This is a genomic window from Mesorhizobium sp. M4B.F.Ca.ET.203.01.1.1 (genome assembly GCF_004791025.1).
Classification (GTDB): domain Bacteria; phylum Pseudomonadota; class Alphaproteobacteria; order Rhizobiales; family Rhizobiaceae; genus Mesorhizobium; species Mesorhizobium abyssinicae.
The window spans coordinates 56704-73437 of sequence record NZ_SRUO01000011.1; the positions used below are offsets into that span (position 1 = coordinate 56704).

At 65.6% G+C, this 16734-nt stretch carries 15 protein-coding genes; 7 read left to right on the plus strand and 8 right to left on the minus strand.

Features of this window, described 5'->3' with window-relative positions; genetic code table 11:
• Positions 1 to 265 precede the first annotated feature (265 nt).
• The 3 genes from EN846_RS22200 (at position 266) to EN846_RS22210 (ending at position 2636) form a co-directional block, all read left to right on the plus strand.
• Positions 266 to 1039, plus strand: a complete 774-nt coding sequence (locus tag EN846_RS22200; protein WP_127392912.1) for an amino acid ABC transporter substrate-binding protein — start codon at positions 266 to 268, stop codon at positions 1037 to 1039.
• 155 nt (positions 1040 to 1194) lie between these two features.
• A complete protein-coding gene (locus EN846_RS22205; RefSeq protein ID WP_127311582.1) occupies positions 1195 to 1875 on the plus strand; it encodes an ABC transporter permease subunit in 681 nt (226 codons plus the stop codon).
• Positions 1872 to 2636, plus strand: coding sequence for an amino acid ABC transporter ATP-binding protein (locus tag EN846_RS22210; RefSeq protein ID WP_127394329.1), 765 nt, complete (start codon positions 1872 to 1874; stop codon positions 2634 to 2636). The genes EN846_RS22205 and EN846_RS22210 overlap by 4 nt, the downstream gene beginning before the upstream one ends.
• 171 nt (positions 2637 to 2807) lie before the next feature.
• Here the strand turns inward: EN846_RS22210 and EN846_RS22215 are convergent, their stop codons facing one another.
• The 6 genes from EN846_RS22215 to EN846_RS22240 all read right to left on the minus strand — a co-directional run bounded on the left by EN846_RS22215 (position 2808) and on the right by EN846_RS22240 (position 10865).
• The gene (locus tag EN846_RS22215) at positions 2808 to 3389 is read right to left on the minus strand and encodes a CarD family transcriptional regulator (protein WP_127285709.1); all 582 of its coding nucleotides are present in this window, start codon (positions 3387 to 3389) and stop codon (positions 2808 to 2810) included.
• A gap of 430 nt (positions 3390 to 3819) precedes the next feature.
• A complete protein-coding gene (gene fdxA, locus EN846_RS22220; protein WP_006202440.1) occupies positions 3820 to 4158 on the minus strand; it encodes a ferredoxin FdxA in 339 nt (112 codons plus the stop codon).
• 158 nt (positions 4159 to 4316) lie between these two features.
• Positions 4317 to 4703 (minus strand): RNA-binding S4 domain-containing protein, encoded by a 387-nt coding sequence (locus EN846_RS22225; RefSeq protein ID WP_128275510.1) that lies wholly within the window; start codon positions 4701 to 4703, stop codon positions 4317 to 4319.
• Between the two features lie 12 nt (positions 4704 to 4715).
• On the minus strand, positions 4716 to 8078 hold the full coding sequence (locus EN846_RS22230; protein WP_135898998.1) for a helicase-related protein: 3363 nt from the start codon (positions 8076 to 8078) through the stop codon (positions 4716 to 4718).
• A 758-nt stretch (positions 8079 to 8836) separates the two neighbouring features.
• The gene (phbB, locus tag EN846_RS22235; protein WP_127285533.1) at positions 8837 to 9562 is read right to left on the minus strand and encodes an acetoacetyl-CoA reductase; all 726 of its coding nucleotides are present in this window, start codon (positions 9560 to 9562) and stop codon (positions 8837 to 8839) included.
• Between the two features lie 118 nt (positions 9563 to 9680).
• Positions 9681 to 10865 (minus strand): acetyl-CoA C-acetyltransferase, encoded by a 1185-nt coding sequence (locus EN846_RS22240; RefSeq protein ID WP_127285534.1) that lies wholly within the window; start codon positions 10863 to 10865, stop codon positions 9681 to 9683.
• 301 nt (positions 10866 to 11166) lie between these two features.
• Between EN846_RS22240 and phaR the strand changes: the two genes are divergently transcribed.
• Positions 11167 to 11778: a polyhydroxyalkanoate synthesis repressor PhaR gene (gene phaR / locus EN846_RS22245; RefSeq protein WP_127285535.1), complete on the plus strand. Its 612-nt coding sequence runs from the start codon at positions 11167 to 11169 to the stop codon at positions 11776 to 11778.
• Between the two features lie 100 nt (positions 11779 to 11878).
• Here phaR and EN846_RS22250 read toward each other — a convergent pair whose 3' ends face one another.
• Positions 11879 to 13021, minus strand: a complete 1143-nt coding sequence (locus EN846_RS22250) for a citrate/2-methylcitrate synthase (protein WP_128275948.1) — start codon at positions 13019 to 13021, stop codon at positions 11879 to 11881.
• A gap of 109 nt (positions 13022 to 13130) precedes the next feature.
• On the opposite strand from EN846_RS22250, the gene EN846_RS22255 reads away from it, so the two are divergent.
• Both EN846_RS22255 and EN846_RS22260 read left to right on the plus strand, forming a co-directional pair.
• Positions 13131 to 14219, plus strand: a complete 1089-nt coding sequence (locus EN846_RS22255) for a citrate synthase/methylcitrate synthase (protein WP_127285536.1) — start codon at positions 13131 to 13133, stop codon at positions 14217 to 14219.
• Between the two features lie 185 nt (positions 14220 to 14404).
• On the plus strand, positions 14405 to 15535 hold the full coding sequence (locus EN846_RS22260; RefSeq protein ID WP_128346153.1) for a patatin-like phospholipase family protein: 1131 nt from the start codon (positions 14405 to 14407) through the stop codon (positions 15533 to 15535).
• A gap of 15 nt (positions 15536 to 15550) precedes the next feature.
• On the opposite strand, the gene EN846_RS22265 is transcribed toward EN846_RS22260, so the two are convergent.
• Positions 15551 to 16147 (minus strand): TetR/AcrR family transcriptional regulator, encoded by a 597-nt coding sequence (locus tag EN846_RS22265; protein WP_127285538.1) that lies wholly within the window; start codon positions 16145 to 16147, stop codon positions 15551 to 15553.
• 125 nt (positions 16148 to 16272) lie between these two features.
• Here EN846_RS22265 and EN846_RS22270 point away from each other — a divergent pair, with 125 nt between their 5' ends.
• Positions 16273 to 16734, plus strand: coding sequence for a (2Fe-2S)-binding protein (locus EN846_RS22270; protein ID WP_127285539.1), 462 nt, complete (start codon positions 16273 to 16275; stop codon positions 16732 to 16734).

Consider the following 16734-nt stretch of genomic DNA (forward strand, 5'->3'; position numbering starts at 1 on the left):
AATGGCGGCGCCGCGCCCTACAAAGCCAAGAACGTGCCATGCCGGGGAATGTTCCGCAGCGACGGCCGGGCGGCTTTGCGTTGTCTCGGACGACTCTAAACAGCAGGGAGCCTGCTTGCGGATCGGTTCTCGCATGCGCTTGAGCATGTCATTCCTGGAATGCCAGATTTTTGAAATCTGGTTCCTTATTTTGCTCAGCCCTATCTGTCAGTTTCCGGCTCTCACAGACGCGCCGGGGCACCGGCCAAAACGGGATCACAGAAAAATGAAATGGCTTAAATCGCTCATCATCGCCGGTACGCTGCAGGCCCTGGCGGTCACCGCCGGCCATGCCGGCGCCAATCTCGACCAGATCAAGCAGGCCGGCGTCCTCAAGGTCGGCACGGAAGGCACCTACGCGCCCTTCACCTATCATGACACGTCCGGCGCGCTGGTCGGCTTCGACGTCGAGATCGCCAAGGCGATCGCCGACAAGCTCGGCGTCAAGGTCGAGTTCCTCGAAGGCAAATGGGACGGGCTGATCGCGGGCCTCGACGCCAACCGCTACGACGCCGTCATCAACGAGGTCGGCATCACCGACGCGCGCAAGGCCAAGTACGATTTCTCCGAGCCCTACATCGCCTCCAAGGCGGTGCTGATCGTGCGCGGCGACAACACCGACATCAAGACCTTCGCCGATCTCAAGGGCAAGAAGTCGGCGCAGTCGCTGACCTCCAATTTCGGCAAGCTGGCCGAGACCAACGGCGCCGAGCTGGTCGGCACCGACGGCTTCGACCAGTCGATCCAGCTTCTGCTCACCGGCCGCGCCGACGCCACCATCAACGACAGCCTCTCCTTCCTCGATTTCAAGAAGCACAAGCCCGACGCCAATGTGAAGATCGCCGCGCAGGAAGAGAATGCCGACTATTCCGGCGTCATCGTGCGCAAGGGCGATCCGGAGCTGGTCGCGGCGATCAACAAGGCGCTGGCCGACATCAAGGCGGACGGCACCTACAAGAAGATCGCCGACACCTATTTCGGCCAGGACGTTTCGCAGTAAGCCAGGCCGTCTGGCACTTCGATCCCGGCGAGTCGTCTTTGACGGCCCGCCGGTTTTCGCGTGATATGCACCGCGCAGCCCCTCGCCGGAGCCACCCGCCGCGACGCCGGAGGCGATGGACGGTTATCCAGGCTGCACCTCAAGGAGAGGGCCCCGTGCCGCACTGGCTGCAATTGATGCTGGAATCGCTGCCGACGCTGTTGTGGGCGGCGCTGATCTTCACCGTGCCGCTGACGCTTTTGTCCTTCGCCTTCGGGCTCGTCGCCGGGCTGGCCACGGCGCTGCTCAGGCTGTTCGGCCCCAAGCCCCTGGCGGCCGTGGCCCGCTTCTATGTCTGGATCTTCCGTGGAACGCCGCTCCTGGTGCAGCTCTTCCTGATCTTCTACGGCCTGCCCTCCGTCGGCATCCTGCTCGACGCCTTTCCCGCGGCGCTGATCGGCTTCACGCTCAACATCGGCGCCTATACGTCGGAGATCATCCGCGCCGTCATCGGCTCGGTGCCGAAAGGGCAGTGGGAGGCGTCCTATTCGATCGGCATGACCTGGAGCCAGGCGATGCGGCGCACGATCCTGCCGCAAGCAGGCCGCGTCGCCGTGCCGCCGCTGTCCAACACCTTCATCTCGCTGGTCAAGGATACCTCGCTGGCCGCAGCCATCACCGTGCCGGAGATGTTCCAGGCGGCGCAGCGCATCGTCGCCACCACCTACGAGCCGCTGATCCTCTATATCGAGGCGGCGGCGCTCTATCTGGTGATGAGCTCGGTGCTGTCGGCGCTGCAGGCGCGGCTGGAGGTGCGCCTCAACCGTTACGGCGGATTCCTGGAGGCGAACGCATGATCGGCCTCGACAAGATTGAGAAGCGGTTCGGCGACAACCTCGTGCTGAAGGGGGTCACCGTCAGCATCGAGGAAGGCAGCGTGACCGCGCTGGTCGGCCCGTCCGGCGGCGGCAAAAGCACGCTCCTGCGCTGCATCAACCTGCTGGAGATTCCGACCTCCGGCACGGTGCGGATCGGCGAGGAGACGCTGGAATTCCGCCCGGGCATCAAGGTGCACGCCAGGGACATCCAGCGCATTCGACTGCAGACCGGCATGGTGTTCCAGAACTTCCAGCTGTTCCCGCATCGCACCGCGATCGAGAACGTCATGGAGGGACTGGTGACGGTGCTGAGATGGCCGGAGGCGAGGGCGCGCGAGCGTGCGCTGGCGCTGCTGGGGAAGGTCGGCATGGCGCACAAGGCCGATGCCTGGCCGGCGACGCTGTCGGGCGGACAGCAGCAGCGCGTGGCGATCGCCCGCGCGCTGGCGCCGTCGCCGAAGGTGCTGCTCTGCGACGAGCCGACCTCGGCGCTCGACCCGGAGCTGGCGCAGGAAGTGGTCGAGGTGCTCGGGCAGCTCGCCCGGGAGGGCACGACCATGGTGATGGCCACGCACGATCTGAGGCTCGCCTCCAAGATCGCGCAGGAGGTGGTGTTCCTCGATGCCGGCGTCGTCGTCGAGAAAGGCCTGGCCTCGGTCGTGTTCGACAGGCCGGAGCGCGAGCGGACCAAGCGCTTCATCGCCTCGCTGCGGCAGGAGGAGGCTCAGAAGGGTAGCTGAGCCCCCTACCTCCCCCTTGTGGGGAGGTCGGACCGAAGGTCCGGGTGGGGGTCGGTGCCGCACCCCCGCCCCGCTGGTTCGCAGCGACCCTCCCCACAAGGGGGAGGGTAAAGTCCCAGCAACAAAAAACCCGGCGCGAGGCCGGGTTTTTCGTTTTCTTGAGCGAAAAGCTCAGGCAGCTTCTTCCTGCTCGGCTTCCTCGTTGTCGGCCTTGGCGCCACGCTTCGGGCCCTTGTTGAGGTTGACCTCGATGAGGCGAACCGCCTCGGTCTCCGACATGCGGTTGACGGCGGCGATCTCGCGGGCCATGCGGTCGAGCGCGGCCTCGTAAAGCTGGCGCTCGGAATAGGACTGCTCCGGCTGGTTGTCGGCACGGTAGAGGTCGCGCACGACTTCCGAGATCGAGATCAGGTCGCCCGAGTTGATCTTGGCATCATACTCCTGGGCGCGGCGCGACCACATGGTGCGCTTGATGCGGGCGCGACCCTGCACGACCTTCAGCGCGCGGTCGACATAGTCCTCTTCCGACAGCTTGCGCATGCCGATGGAGGTCGCCTTGGCGACCGGCACCTTGAGGCGCATCTTGTCCTTCTGGAAGTCGATGACGAACAGTTCCAGCTTGTGGCCGGCGACTTCCTGCTCGTCGATCGAGACGATCTGGCCGACGCCGTGCGCCGGGTAGACGATGAACTCGCCGGTCTTGAAACCGTGACGTGCTGCGCTGGACTTCTTCTGCGGGGTGATCGTTGCCATTACGCCCTGAACTCCTTGTTGTAGCGCCGGCATGGCGGCGCCGGCTGAAACTCGCGCGATCGGGGTCACCGACCGTTAGCCGCACAACAGATGAACCCATCCGGAAAAACCGGGGCCAGCCAACCGCACAATTGCGACCGCCTGCCCCAGATCGCTCTGGTCCGGATTGTGAAGTTCACCTTTCAGTGATTTGGGGCGTCTGCGCCATAAATCGACGTTGTGTCACCGGCATGTTTGGCTGATGTAGCACAAAAAGTCGGAAGAATCAAGGTTTTGCTGCATTCGCGAAGGCCGTGCGCCATCCCTGCCTGTCAAGACAGTTCCTGTTTCGCACCTGTTACGCAGCGTCATGCCGGCCGAACCGGCCGTGTCGCTTTTGATTTGCGCACGATCCTTTCCGAAAATCGAAAGCGATTTTCGGGGTCATGCGCTAGTCGCCTTCGCCGGGCTCGGCCGAGAAATATTTCTCGAATTTGCCAGCCTCGCCATCGAAGGTCTTGGCGTCGGCCGGCGGCTCTTTCTTGGCGGTGATGTTCGGCCACTTCTCGGCATATTCGGTGTTGACCTGCAGCCACTTCTCGAGCCCCGGCTCGGTGTCGGGCTTGATCGCGTCGGCCGGGCATTCCGGTTCGCAGACGCCGCAGTCGATACACTCGTCGGGGTGGATGACGAGCATGTTCTCGCCTTCGTAGAAACAGTCGACCGGACAGACCTCAATGCAGTCCATGTATTTGCATTTTATGCAATTGTCGGTCACGACATAGGTCATCGCAGGCTCCGGGACGTCCCGTTTTTGCTGGGCTTTTTGGTGAGGTAACGCCTTTGCCGGCCGCTGGCAAGGGCGGCCGTCCCCAGCGCTGCCGGCGTGCCCGGAAAGGATTTTCCAGACGGCCCGCCGGACAAGGCCGGTCTTGTCTCAATCCTCTCTCAATCCTCGCCGAGCAGCCGGTCGGTTTCCCGCCGCTCTTTCTTGGTCGGGCGACCGCTGCCGGCTTCGCGCAGCGCCGGAATGGCGTCCGGAACCGCCTCGCCCTTCGGCGTGGGCTGTGGCGACATATCCTCATAGAGCAGGCGGGCCTCGTCGGCGGGGCCGCGCCTGGCGCCGGCGCCGAGCACCTTCCAGACCAGAATGCGTCGGTCCAGAGTGAGGGTCAGGACGTCGCCGGGGCGGACAATGTCGGAGGCCTGCGCTGCTTTGTCGCTGTTGATGCGCACGCGGCCAGCGACCACGAGCTTAGCCGCCAGCGAGCGCGATTTTACAGCGCGCGAGAAGAACAGCCATTTGTCGATGCGCTGGCGGGCATCGGTGACCATCGTAACCGCAGGCTACTTCTTCAGCTGGTCGCGCAAGGCGGCGAGCTTGGCAAAGGGCGAGTCCGGATCGAAGCGCGCCGGCCGCTCCTCGCGCGGCTTGGCCTGGAAGGCAGGCTTGCCGGCTTGCCCGCCGCCCTTGCCGTCCTGCCGGCCGCCTTTCCAGTCGGGCCTGCCGTCGCGGCGATCCGGACGTTCGCCTTGCGGCCTGCCCTCGCGGCGCTCGCCAGCCTCGCCTTGCGGTCTCGGCTTGAACTTGGAGCGGTCGAAGCGAGGCTTGCCGTCGCGCTGATCGCGGCGTCCTTCCTGGGCTCCGCCAGGCTGCCCGCCGGCGGCGTCAGCCTGGCCCTCGCGCGCGGCCTGGCCGTTGCGCGGGCGATTGTCCCTGCGGTTGTCGTGGCGATGGCGCGGGCGCTGGTCGAAGCGGCCCTGCCGCCATAGAAGGATGGGCTTCGGCTCCTCGGCCTCGGCGGCCGCCTCGCTGGAGGCGGCTTCCGGCGTCGCGGCAGGCGCGGCGGACACCGCTTCGGCCGCCAACGACTCCGCGGCCACCGGCTCTGCGGCGACGGCGTCAATTTCGGCATCTGCCTGTGGCTCGGCTGCCGGAGCACTATCCGCAGGCTGCTCGGCGACGGCTTCCGCGGCGAGCGGGGCCTCGTCAGTGGCCTCTTCCGAGACCGGCTCGGCAACCATCTCGGTGACGGGTTCGGCCGAAACCTCAACCGGGGCATCCGACGCCACAGCGGCATCCGGGCCAGGTTCGGAACCCTCGGCCGGTGTTTCGACGCCGGCTTCGGCAGACGCCGCTTCGGCCGCGGCGGCCAGCTCGGCCTTTGCCGCTTCCTCGGCCGCAAGCTTGGCGGCGGCGGCCTCGCGCGCGGCATTGTCCTGCGCGTCGAGCCGCGCCTTGACCTCGGCGGCCGGCTTCGGCTCGGCGCGGTAGCCGAGGCCTTTGAGGATCTCTTCCATATCGTCGGCCGTGGCGCCGAGGATCGACATCATCGGCGGCGTCACCATGAAGGCGTGGCCGTCATAGGCGCCGTCGGGACGCTGGCCGAGGCCGGGCTTCCAGTTGGTGGCGGGACGGATCAGGTCGGCCAGCCGCTCAAGAATATCGACGCGCACGGCGCGGCGGCCGAGATTGCGATAGCCGGCGAGCTTGTAGAAGCTCTTGTCGAAGGCGGGATCGATGACCACCGAGGTGCGGCCCGACGCCAGCGCATGAACCACGTCGCCAAAGCCGGGCTTGTCCTTGCCGTCGTTCTTCAGCGCCCACAGCAGCGTCACCAGCCCGGCGGGCGCCGGCTTGATCAGTGCCGGCACGAAGACGTGATAGGCGCCGAAGCGCACGCCCAGCCGGCGCAGCGCGGCGCGGCCCTCCTGGTCGAGCGACTTCATCTCCTCGGCGATGTCGCGGCGGTTGATGAGGCCGAAATGCTCGACGAGCTGGAAGGCGATGCCGCGGCCGATGCCGGTGAGCTGCTCGGCATTCTTGAGGTCGACCAGGGGCTTCAGCAGCGACTCGATCTGGAAATTGACGAAGCGCTCGGCGCGCGCCGCCACCTTGTCGCGAGCCGGACCGGTGAGCTGCTCGTCGGCCAGCAGCACGAGGCGCGGCTTCAGCGGCTCGTCGCTGGCAACCAGCGTTCCGATCGGCGCGCCGATCCAGCGCAGCGTGCCGTCCGAGCCAAGCGCGAGATCGCCATTGGCGCAGGCGCCGAAGCGCTCGGCGCGTGTCTCGAACTCCGCGGCAAGCGCCTTCTGGGCGGCCGTGCGCACGGCCTTGGCATCCTCGCCACCGGCGCTCTGGTCGGCGGTGAAGCGGAACCCCTGCAACTCGCCGACATGATGGCCTTCGACGAGGACGGTTCCGGTTGGGCTGATTTCGGCTTCAGGCATGGTATTTTCTCTAAGGCGCCGCATGAGGACGGAAGTCCTGCGGTCTACGAAGCGTTTCGTCAACCGCTCATGCAGCGCATCCGACAATCTGTCTTCGATTTCGCGCGTCTTTTCCTGCCAGTGTGCCTGATCGGCCAGCCAGCCGGGGCGGTTGGCGACGAAAGTCCATGTGCGGATCTGGGCAATGCGGTGCGACAGCGTGTCGATGTCGCCGTCGGTCGTGTCGGCGCGGCGCACCTGCTCGGCCATGTAGTTCTCGTCGACATGGCCATGTCGGGCGAGGTCCATGTAGATCGAAGCGATCAAGTCTGCATGCTGGGCCGGCGCGATCTTGCGGTAGTCGGGCAGGGCGCAGGCCTCCCAGAGCAGCGCGACGCGCTTGGCGTCGGTGGCGAGCGCGCGGATAGCCTCGTCGCGCGACAGATGCTCCAGCGCCTGCGCGTCCACCGCCGGCAGGGCGCGCGTCAGGCCTTCGACCGGGGCGTTGGTCTCGATCGAGCGCTTCAGCGCGTCGAGGCTGGCGAAGTCGAAATCGGCAGTGCGCCATTGCATGACCTTCACCGGATCGAAATCATGGCTCTCGATCTTCTTGATCAGCTCCTCGTCCAGCGGATCGACCTGTCCGGTGACGCCGAACGTGCCGTCGCGCAAATGCCGGCCGGCGCGGCCGGCGATCTGGCCGAGCTCGGCGGCGGTCAGGTTGCGGTACTGGTAGCCGTCGAACTTGCGGTTCTGGGCGAAGGCGACATGGTCGAGGTCGAGGTTCAATCCCATGCCGATGGCGTCGGTGGCGACGAGATAGTCGACATCGCCGGCCTGGAACAGCGCGACCTGGGCGTTGCGGGTGCGCGGCGACAGCGCGCCGAGCACGACGGCCGCGCCGCCCTGCTGGCGGCGGATCAGCTCGGCAATGGCATAGACCTCGTCGGCGGAGAAGGCGACGATCGCCGTGCGCCTGGGCAGGCGGGTGAGCTTCTTCGAACCGGCATAGGCAAGGTGCGACAGCCTGGGCCGCGTCACCACCGAGACGCCCTTGAGGAGGCGCTGCAGGATGCCGTGCATGGTGGCCGCGCCGAGCAGCAGCGTCTCCTGGCGGCCACGCAGATGCAGGATGCGGTCGGTGAAGATGTGGCCGCGCTCGAGATCGCCGGCAAGCTGCACCTCGTCGATGGCGACGAAGGCGGCATCGGTCTCGCGCGGCATCGCTTCCACCGTGCAGACCGAATATCTGGCGCCTGGCGGCTGGATCTTCTCCTCGCCGGTGATCAGCGCCACCTTGTGGGCGCCGACCTTCTCGCAGACGCGCGTATAGACCTCGCGTGCCAGAAGCCTGAGCGGCAGGCCGATGACGCCGCTCTCATGCGCCACCATGCGCTCGATGGCGAGGTGGGTCTTGCCGGTGTTGGTGGGCCCAAGCACAGCCGTCACGTCACGGCCGGAAAGGATCAACGGCTGAGGATGTTTCGGCTGGACGTTCATCGGCCCGGAAATAGACTCTCTGCCGCTCGTTGTCGGGAGCACGCCAGCGATGGCGCGTGTGACAGGCGACACATAAGGACTTCATGCGCGAAGCGAAAGCGGAATGTTCCGCGGTCAGTCTCCCTGACTCCATATGAGGGTCCGAAATGCGGTCTCGGTTAATGGTTGGAACGAGTCTGGAACGAATCGGCGACGAATCACTGACTCGCCGAGATTCAGGTTTTGTTCACGGCTACATGTGGGTTTTTCGACGGCGAGTCTCACCACATGCTGAATCTCTTGATTGGCCCGATTCATGCAGGGCGAACGCGAGTCGCGCGGCGCCGTTAACCTTTGCCGATCGGCGACGGACCCTGATCTTCCGGCCTTGCCCAAGATTATGAAATTCTTGACTTTTCCTAACGCGCGTTAACCTTTTGGGGCGGATTTTCGGTCCTCGGCGTTAACGTTCCGGCCAAAGCCGGAACGAATCGGCGACGAATCAGCGATGACGGTGTTTTCCCGGTTTGTTCACCCCAACATGTTGTGTCGTGGCAAAGTTTTCCACCGAGAATCCACAGGGTTGCGAACAGCTTTTGCACAGGCTCCGTGACGGCCGTTAACTTTTGCGTGCCGGATCGGGGCAGGGCGTCGCGCGGGAGACGCCGCGGGGGCGGCAACGGCAACAAAAAACGGGCCGGTCTCCCGGCCGTTTGTCAGATCGCTGTCTCGGAATTTCGGACCCGAACGCGTCGCGTCTTCAGGCGAATTGGCGGGCCTCAGGCGAAATACTGGCCGCCATTGGCACTGATGGTCGAACCGGTGATGAAGCCGGCTTCGTCGGAGGCGAGGAAGACGACGCAGCGCGCGACCTCTTCCGGCTCACCGAGCCGGCCGACGGGGATCTGCGGGATGATGCGCTCGTTGAGCACCTTCTCGTCGATCGCCTTGACCATCTCGGTGGCGATGTAGCCGGGGCAGATGACGTTGACGGTGATGCCGGCGCGGGCGCCCTCCTGGGCCAGCGCCTTCGAGAAGCCGATATCGCCGGCCTTGGCGGCGGAATAGTTGACCTGGCCGGCCTGGCCCTTCTGGCCGTTGATCGAGGAGATGGTGATGACGCGGCCGAACTTGCGGTCACGCATGCCGCCCCACAGCGGATGCGTCATGTTGAAGACGCCGGACAGATTGGTGTCGATGACCTCTTTCCACTGCTCGCGCGTCAGCTTGTGGAACATGGCGTCGCGGGTGATGCCGGCATTGTTGACGAGCACCGAAACCGGGCCGAGATCGGCCTCGACCTGCTTGATGCCGGCAGCGCAGGCGTCATAGTCGGCAACCGACCATTTGTAGACCGGGATGCCCGTCTCGGCCTTGAACTTCGCGGCCGCCTCGTCATTGCCGGCATAGTTGGCCGCAACCGAATAGCCGGCCTTTTTCAGAGCGATCGATATTGCCGCGCCGATGCCGCGCGATCCGCCCGTGACGATTGCTACCTTGCTCATGTGGTCCTCCCTTTAAATCGTCAGCGAATAGAGAGCAGCGAAGCGAATAGGATCTGTCGTCCCGGCGCGCGACGCTTTTCTTCTTTATTCGCTACTCCCTTTTCGCTATTCGCTGAGCTCAGAGCGCTTCGACGCACATGGCGACGCCCATGCCGCCGCCGATGCACAGCGTGGCAAGACCCTTCTTGGCGCCACGGCGGCGCATCTCGAAGACCAGCGTGTTGAAGACGCGGGCGCCGGAGGCGCCGATCGGGTGACCGATGGCGATGGCGCCGCCATTGACGTTGACGATCGACGGATCCCAGCCCATGCCCTTGTTGACGGCGCAGGCCTGCGCCGCGAAAGCCTCGTTGGCCTCGACAAGGTCGAGGTCCTTGACCGACCAGCCTGCCTTCTCCAGCGCCCGCTTCGAGGCCGGGATCGGGCCGGTTCCCATGATCGCCGGATCGACGCCGGCGGTCGCCCAGGAGGCGATGCGGACCAGCGGGGTGATGCCGCGGCGGGCGGCTTCGGCCTCGCTCATCAGCAGCGCGCCGGCAGCGCCGTCGTTGATGCCGGAGGCATTGGCGGCGGTGACCGTGCCGTCCTTGTCAAAAGCGGGCCTAAGCTTGGTCATGGCGTCGAGCGTCGCGCCGTGGCGGATATATTCGTCCTGGTCAACGATCGTATCGCCCTTCTTGCCCTTGATGGTGAAGGCGACGATCTCGTCCTTGAACTTGCCGGCCTTCTGCGCGGCCTCGGCCTTGTTCTGCGAAGCCAGCGCGAACTCGTCCTGGTCGTCGCGGGTGATCTGGAACTGGCGCGCGACATTCTCAGCGGTGTTGCCCATGTGATAGCCGTTGAAGGCATCCCACAGCCCGTCCTTGATCATGGTGTCGATCATCTTGTAGTCGCCCATCTTGACGCCGGCGCGCAGATGCTGGGCATGCGCCGAGAGCGACATCGATTCCTGACCGCCGGCGACGATCACCTTGGCATCGCCGGTGGCGATCTGCTGCATGCCGAGCGCGATCGCGCGCAGGCCCGAGCCGCAGACCTGGTTGAGGCCCCAGGCGGTGGTCTCCTTGGGAAGGCCGGCGTTGATCGAAGCCTGGCGGGCCGGGTTCTGGCCCTGGGCGGCGGTCAGCACCTGGCCGAGGATGACCTCGTCGACTTCGGAAGGCTCGACGTTGGCGCGCGCGAGCAATTCCCTGATCACGACGGCGCCGAGTTCATGTGCCGGGGTGGCGGCGAAGCTGCCGTTGAAGGAGCCGACTGCTGTGCGCGCGGCACTGGCGACAACGATGCCATTGGATGCGGACATTTTCTTCTCCAGACTTCGAGGTGTGGTGTTTTTGGGTGTCGTTGAGGAACTTTCTTGCCCTTTCCCGGTGCCAAGTCAAACCGGAAATGGGCATGCCGGCCATGCGCGGCAAGCAGGCCTGCGCCGGCCAGGGCGGCGGTCCTCGCTTCGCTGCGCAGCATATTCCGGCCGCCGTGCAGCATTAATCGATCTTGCACTGCACAAACCGCTTGGAATTGTGACGCTTTTGCGCATATCCTTGACAGGGCGCAATCGTTACCGGCTGCTTACTCAAATGCGCCGGTGTCCGGGGAGGATACTGATGGCCGCAAAAGACGACCCGATCGTCATCAAGAAATATGCCAACCGCCGACTCTACAACACCGGCACCAGCACCTATGTGACGCTGGAAGACCTCGCCGACATGGTCAAGAAGGGCGAGGAATTCACCGTCCAGGACGCCAAGACCGGCGACGACATAACGCATCCGGTGCTGACCCAGATCATTTTCGAGCTGGAGAACAAGGATGGGCAGAACATGCTGCCGATCCCGTTCCTGCGCCAGCTGATCGCCTTCTACGGCGACCAGATGCAGATGATCGTGCCCAGCTTCCTCGAGCAGTCGATGATCGCCTTCTCCAAGGAGCAGGAGCGTTTTCGCGAACAGATGAAGGGCGCGTTCGGCAAGTCGCCGATGGACATGATGAAGATGTCGACGCCGATGAAGGCGCTGGAGGACCAGACGCGCCGCAACATGGAGATGTTCCAGAACGCCATGCGCATGTTCACGCCGTTTCCGTCGGCGACCTCGAATGGCACTGCGCCCGCCCCGGCCGAGCCGGTGAAAAAGGAAGCGCCGGAAAAATCCGATGACCTCCAGGAACTGAAGGAACAGATCGCGGCCATGCAGCGCAAGCTCGACACGATGTCGTGACGGGCACGTTGCCATACAGGTGAAGCCGGCCTGACCCTGAATCTCAACAAGCCCTGGAGCGACGCGCCCCAGGGCTTGGCTTTGATAAGCACCAGTTCCGCTAAATCCCGACGGGCCCGTCGTAGCGGGCGCGCGGCCGGATCAGGCGGTTGCTCACGACCTGCTCGACGGCATGCGCGGCCGAGCCGACGCTGCGCCCGAGCGCGAACAGGCGGAACGGCGCGTCGGGCGGCAGGCGCAACTGGCGCGTCAGCGCGGCCAACGCGAAGTCGATGTTCGGGCGCGCCCCCGTCGCGCCGAGGACGGTCTCGCCGAGGCATAGCATACAGCCATCGATCTCGACATCGGCCAACAACGCCTCCGCCCTTGGGTCGCCCTCCGGATAGAGTGGATGGCCAAAGCCGGGCAGCGGCCGGTCGTGGCCAAGCCAGCGCTCGACCGCCGCATCGGCTCCCAGCCTTTCGGCGTCCTCGACCAGATTGAGCAAGGCCTCGCCGGCGCCGCCATGGCGCGGTCCGGACAGGGTGGCAAGACCGGCAAGCAGGCAAGCGGCAACTGACGCGCCGGTGGACGCGGCGACCCGCGTGGCGAAGGTCGAGGCGTTCAACTCGTGATCGGCGAGCAGCACCAATGCCCTGCGTATCAGATTGGCGCCGGCAGCGCCGACCGACCAGCTGCGCGCCAATCTCTCATGCACGGCGCCGTTTCCCGCAGCCGCGCCGAGCGCCTCTGCCAGGGCCGCGATGGCGTCGGCGGCATCGCGGTAGAGCATGGCTGGCCCGCGTCCCAGCGAAGGCCGGCCTTCGGCAGCCAGTCCAGCCAGCGTCGCGAATGCCGCGCCGCGACCGCTGTCGCGCGCGTCACCGCGGCCGGGCGAGGCAAACGACACCGGGACGTCCGCTGCCCAGAGCAGGCTTGCCGTCTCCTCCAGCGTCGCCGCGCTGGAGAGCGTCACAGCATCCTTTCCGCGATAGAAAAGGCCGCCATGCTGGATGGTCGAGATCGAGGTGGCAAAAGCCGGCTCGCCCCAGTCGATGGCGCTTTCTGCGATCGCTCGCGGGCTTCGGCCGCGCGCGCGGCGCGTGGCGAGGGCGGCGATGTCGTCGGCGCGATACTGGCTGCGGCGCGGATCGGCTGCGTCCGGACGCATGCCGATACGGCCACGGCTGACATAGGCATAGAGCGTCTGCGGCCGCACCTTGAGTCGTTCCAGCGCCTCCTCACGCGTCAGCCATTCGGACATGTTGTTTGTCATGCAGCCGATTGCTTGGACATATTGATTCACTTGATCAAGATTGATGCCTCGAACTTGCACCATTAATTCAGCTCCGTAAATGGCGAAGGAGACGAACATGGCAAACGGGCTCGATGATGTGGTGGCGGCGGAAACCGTGCTTTCCGATGTCGACGGCCTCGGCGGCCGGCTGACGATCCGTGGCCATTCGCTGCCGGAACTCGCCGGCCGCTGGCGCTATCCGCAAGTGGCGCGCCTGTTGCTCGACGGCTTCTTCGACGACCTTCCCGGCGATGCTGAACTGGCCGAGGCGATCGGCCGGGCGCGGGTCGAGGTGTTCCAGCGGCTGCAGCCGACTCTTTCCACACTGGCCGCGCTCGATGTCTACAGCGGCATGCGCGCCGGCATCGCCTTGCTGCCGGATGGCGGGACGCTGGCGGATGCGCTCCGGCTGATCGCCGCGCCAGCGGTACTGACACCGGCCTTGCTGCGGGCAAAACGCGGCGACAAAGCGGTCGCCCCCGACAAGGGTGCCGATCATGCCGCCGACATGCTGCGGATGCTGAGCGGCAAGGCGGATTCACCCGACCTGGCCAGGGCGCTCGACACCTATCTGGTCACCGTCTGCGACCATGGCCTCAACGCCTCGACTTTTGCCACCCGTGTCGTCGCCTCGACCCAGGCCGGGCTGACCTCGGCGATCCTGGCCGGGCTCGGCGCGCTCAAGGGGCCGCTGCATGGCGGCGCGCCCGGACCGGTCATCGAAATGCTGGACGCGATCGAGGCGAGCGGCGACGCAGCAGGCTGGCTGCGCGACGAGATCGTGCATGGCGAGCGCATCATGGGCTTTGGCCACCGTATCTACCGGGTGCGCGATCCGCGCGCCGACGTGCTGAAGGCGGTGGTGCGGCAGCTGGGCGGCAAGGGTGGAACCGGCCGCCGGCTGGCCTTCGCCGAAGAGGTCGAGCAGGCAGCGCTCGAGGTGCTGCGGGTCGCCAAGCCGCAGCGCTCGATCCAGACCAATGTCGAATTCTACACCGCGCTCCTGCTGGAAGCGGCGGGCTTTCCCGCGGAGGCGTTCTCCAATGTCTTCGCCGCGGGCCGCATCGCCGGCTGGATCGCCCATGCGCGCGAGCAGCAGACGACCGGGCGGCTGATCCGGCCGCAGTCGCGCTATGTCGGGCCGGTGCCGGATCTCGTCGCCTGAAGTCGGTCTCCGCCTTCAGGCGGAGAATCTCGCTCATGAGCGAAATTTCATGTGATCACGCGAGCGTGTTCGTGTTCTTGCCTTGGTCAGGACTTATATGCTGCACTGCAACATAGGTCCGCCGCGGCCGCGCCGACCCGATTCCCGGGCCGGATGAGCTGCTGGCACCCAACGACAGGAACGCCATGACGACGAACGGCAAGGCGGAGGAAAACAAGAAGATCAACGTCGCGCTGCAGGGGGGTGGCTCGCACGGCGCCTTCTCCTGGGGCGTGCTCGACCGCCTGCTGGAGGACGGGCGGCTGGAGATTTCTGCGGTGTCCGGCACCAGCGCCGGCGCCATGAACGCGGTGGCGCTGGCCGACGGCTTCGTCCGTGGCGGCGTCGAAGGCGCGCGCAAGAAGCTCGACGATTTCTGGCGCGCGGTGGCGCGGAAGGGCCGCTTCAGCCCGGTGCAGCGCATGCCGTGGGACGTCGCCTGGGGCAACTGGTCGATCGAGAACACGCCGGGCTATGTCTTCTTCGACACGATGTCGCGGGTGTTCTCCCCTTATGTCGCCAACCCGCTCGGCCTCAATCCGCTGCGCGACGTGGTCAAGCAGGAGATCGACTTCTCCAATGTGCGCGCCTGCAAGTCGGTGGAGCTGTTCATCTCGGCGACCAATGTCGAGACCGGGCAGTTGCGCGTCTTTTCCGATGGCGAGATCGACCTCGACACGGTGATGGCCTCGGCCTGCCTGCCGCAATTGTTCCGCGCCGTCGAGATCAAGGGCGTGCCCTACTGGGATGGCGGCTATGGCGGCAATCCGGCGCTCTATCCGTTCTTCAAGACGACTGCCACCGAGGACGTGCTTCTGGTGCAGATCAATCCGGTGGTGCGCGAGGGCACGCCGAAGAGCGCCAACGAGATCCAGAACCGCATCGACGAGATCACCTTCAACGCCGGGCTGTTGCGCGAATTCCGCTCGATCGCCTTCGTCAAGGAGCTGATCGCCGCCGGCCGGCTGCCGCATGGCGAGTACCGCGACATCCGCATGCATCGCATCGATGCCGACGAGGCGTTCAAGGATCTGTCGGCGTCGTCCAAGGTCAATGCAGAATGGGCCTTCCTCGCCTATCTGCGCGATCTTGGCCGAAGTGCCGCCAGCGACTGGCTGGAGGAGAACTACGACGCCGTCGGCAAGCGGCCGACACTCGATCTCTCCGGCGAACTCGACGACGGCTACCGGCCGGTGCGCGGCCCGGCGCCGGGCCGGCGGGTCAAAGAGTTTCTCGCCATACGCAGGAAGCCGGAGCAGGCGCGGCGCGGAGCCTAGCGCAACCGGGGCACCTCAACCCTTCCGCAGCACCAGGTCGATCACCCTGATCAGTGCGGCGGCGGCCTGCCGCTGCTCGTCCGGATTGCTGATGCGCGTTTTCATGCCCTCCAGCCCATCGAGCAGCATGTCGGCGAGCAGCCGCGCCGAAAGTCCCTTGGCGGCGAGGTCGACGCCGTTGTCTTTCGCTTCGCCCTCGATCGCCCTGGCAATGTGCTCGACAAGGCCGCCGCGCCAGCAGCCGACGAGGTCGGCGACGCTCGACTTCATGTCGAGCAGTTCGGCGCCGTGCGGGGAGGCGTGCACGGCGCCTATCATCGAGATCAGCGCGGCGTCGACGGCGCGCATCATGCGTTCGGCGAAGGTGCCGCCGCCTTCGAGCTCGCTCTTTGCCTGTTCGACCGAACGGCCGAGCAGCATCAGGGCGATGGCGCGAAAAATGTCGGTCTTGTTCTTGAACAGCAGATAGAGCGCCGGCCGCGACATGTCGGCGGCGCGCGCGATGTCGTCCATGGTGGTGCGCGAAAAGCCATAGGCGAGGAACACCTTCATCGCGCCCTCCAGAATGCGGGCGCGCTTGGGGTCGACGGCAATGTCCTCGGCTTCGATCATGGCGGCAAGTCTATCCTGTACGAACTCTATTGACAAAATGACGGATTTTGTCAAGTTGTATGAAGGCGAAGTGGCCGAGACCTGCCATTTCGCTCCTGGCTGTGGACGACAACGAAGGGTACCCCATGCGCCTCACCGTCGATGGACAATCGTTCGACATCGATGCCGATCCTGAAATGCCGCTGTTGTGGGCATTGCGCGATCTCGTCGGCAAGACGGGCCCGAAATTCGGCTGCGGCATCGCCGCTTGCGGCGCCTGCACCGTGCATGTCGACGGCCAGCCGGTGCGCTCCTGCTCACTGCCGGTCGGAGAGGTCAGCGGCCCGATCACCACGATCGAAGGCATCAGCGCCGGCGGCAAGCTGCACCCGGTGCAGCAGGCCTGGCTCGAGGAGCAGGTGGCGCAGTGCGGCTACTGCCAGGCCGGCCAGATCATGAGCGCGGTGGCATTGCTCGAGGAGGTGGCGGATCCGAGCGACGACGACATCGACAACGCCATGGGCGGCAACCTCTGCCGCTGCGGCACCTATCCGAAGATCCGCGCGGCGATCAAGAAAGCCGCGGCGCTGAAGACGGCGGGGCTCTGA

Coding starts and splice junctions, on each gene's coding strand:
- EN846_RS22200 (WP_127392912.1), top strand. CDS start 266: ATGAAATGGCTTAAATCGCTCATCATCGCCGGTACGCTGCAGGCCCTG.
- EN846_RS22210 (WP_127394329.1), top strand. CDS start 1,872: ATGATCGGCCTCGACAAGATTGAGAAGCGGTTCGGCGACAACCTCGTG.
- EN846_RS22215 (WP_127285709.1), bottom strand. CDS start 3,389: ATGGCAACGATCACCCCGCAGAAGAAGTCCAGCGCAGCACGTCACGGT.
- fdxA (WP_006202440.1), bottom strand. CDS start 4,158: ATGACCTATGTCGTGACCGACAATTGCATAAAATGCAAATACATGGAC.
- EN846_RS22225 (WP_128275510.1), bottom strand. CDS start 4,703: ATGGTCACCGATGCCCGCCAGCGCATCGACAAATGGCTGTTCTTCTCG.
- EN846_RS22230 (WP_135898998.1), bottom strand. CDS start 8,078: ATGAACGTCCAGCCGAAACATCCTCAGCCGTTGATCCTTTCCGGCCGT.
- phbB (WP_127285533.1), bottom strand. CDS start 9,562: ATGAGCAAGGTAGCAATCGTCACGGGCGGATCGCGCGGCATCGGCGCG.
- EN846_RS22240 (WP_127285534.1), bottom strand. CDS start 10,865: ATGTCCGCATCCAATGGCATCGTTGTCGCCAGTGCCGCGCGCACAGCA.
- phaR (WP_127285535.1), top strand. CDS start 11,167: ATGGCCGCAAAAGACGACCCGATCGTCATCAAGAAATATGCCAACCGC.
- EN846_RS22250 (WP_128275948.1), bottom strand. CDS start 13,021: ATGTCCGAATGGCTGACGCGTGAGGAGGCGCTGGAACGACTCAAGGTG.
- EN846_RS22255 (WP_127285536.1), top strand. CDS start 13,131: ATGGCAAACGGGCTCGATGATGTGGTGGCGGCGGAAACCGTGCTTTCC.
- EN846_RS22260 (WP_128346153.1), top strand. CDS start 14,405: ATGACGACGAACGGCAAGGCGGAGGAAAACAAGAAGATCAACGTCGCG.
- EN846_RS22265 (WP_127285538.1), bottom strand. CDS start 16,147: ATGATCGAAGCCGAGGACATTGCCGTCGACCCCAAGCGCGCCCGCATT.
- EN846_RS22270 (WP_127285539.1), top strand. CDS start 16,273: ATGCGCCTCACCGTCGATGGACAATCGTTCGACATCGATGCCGATCCT.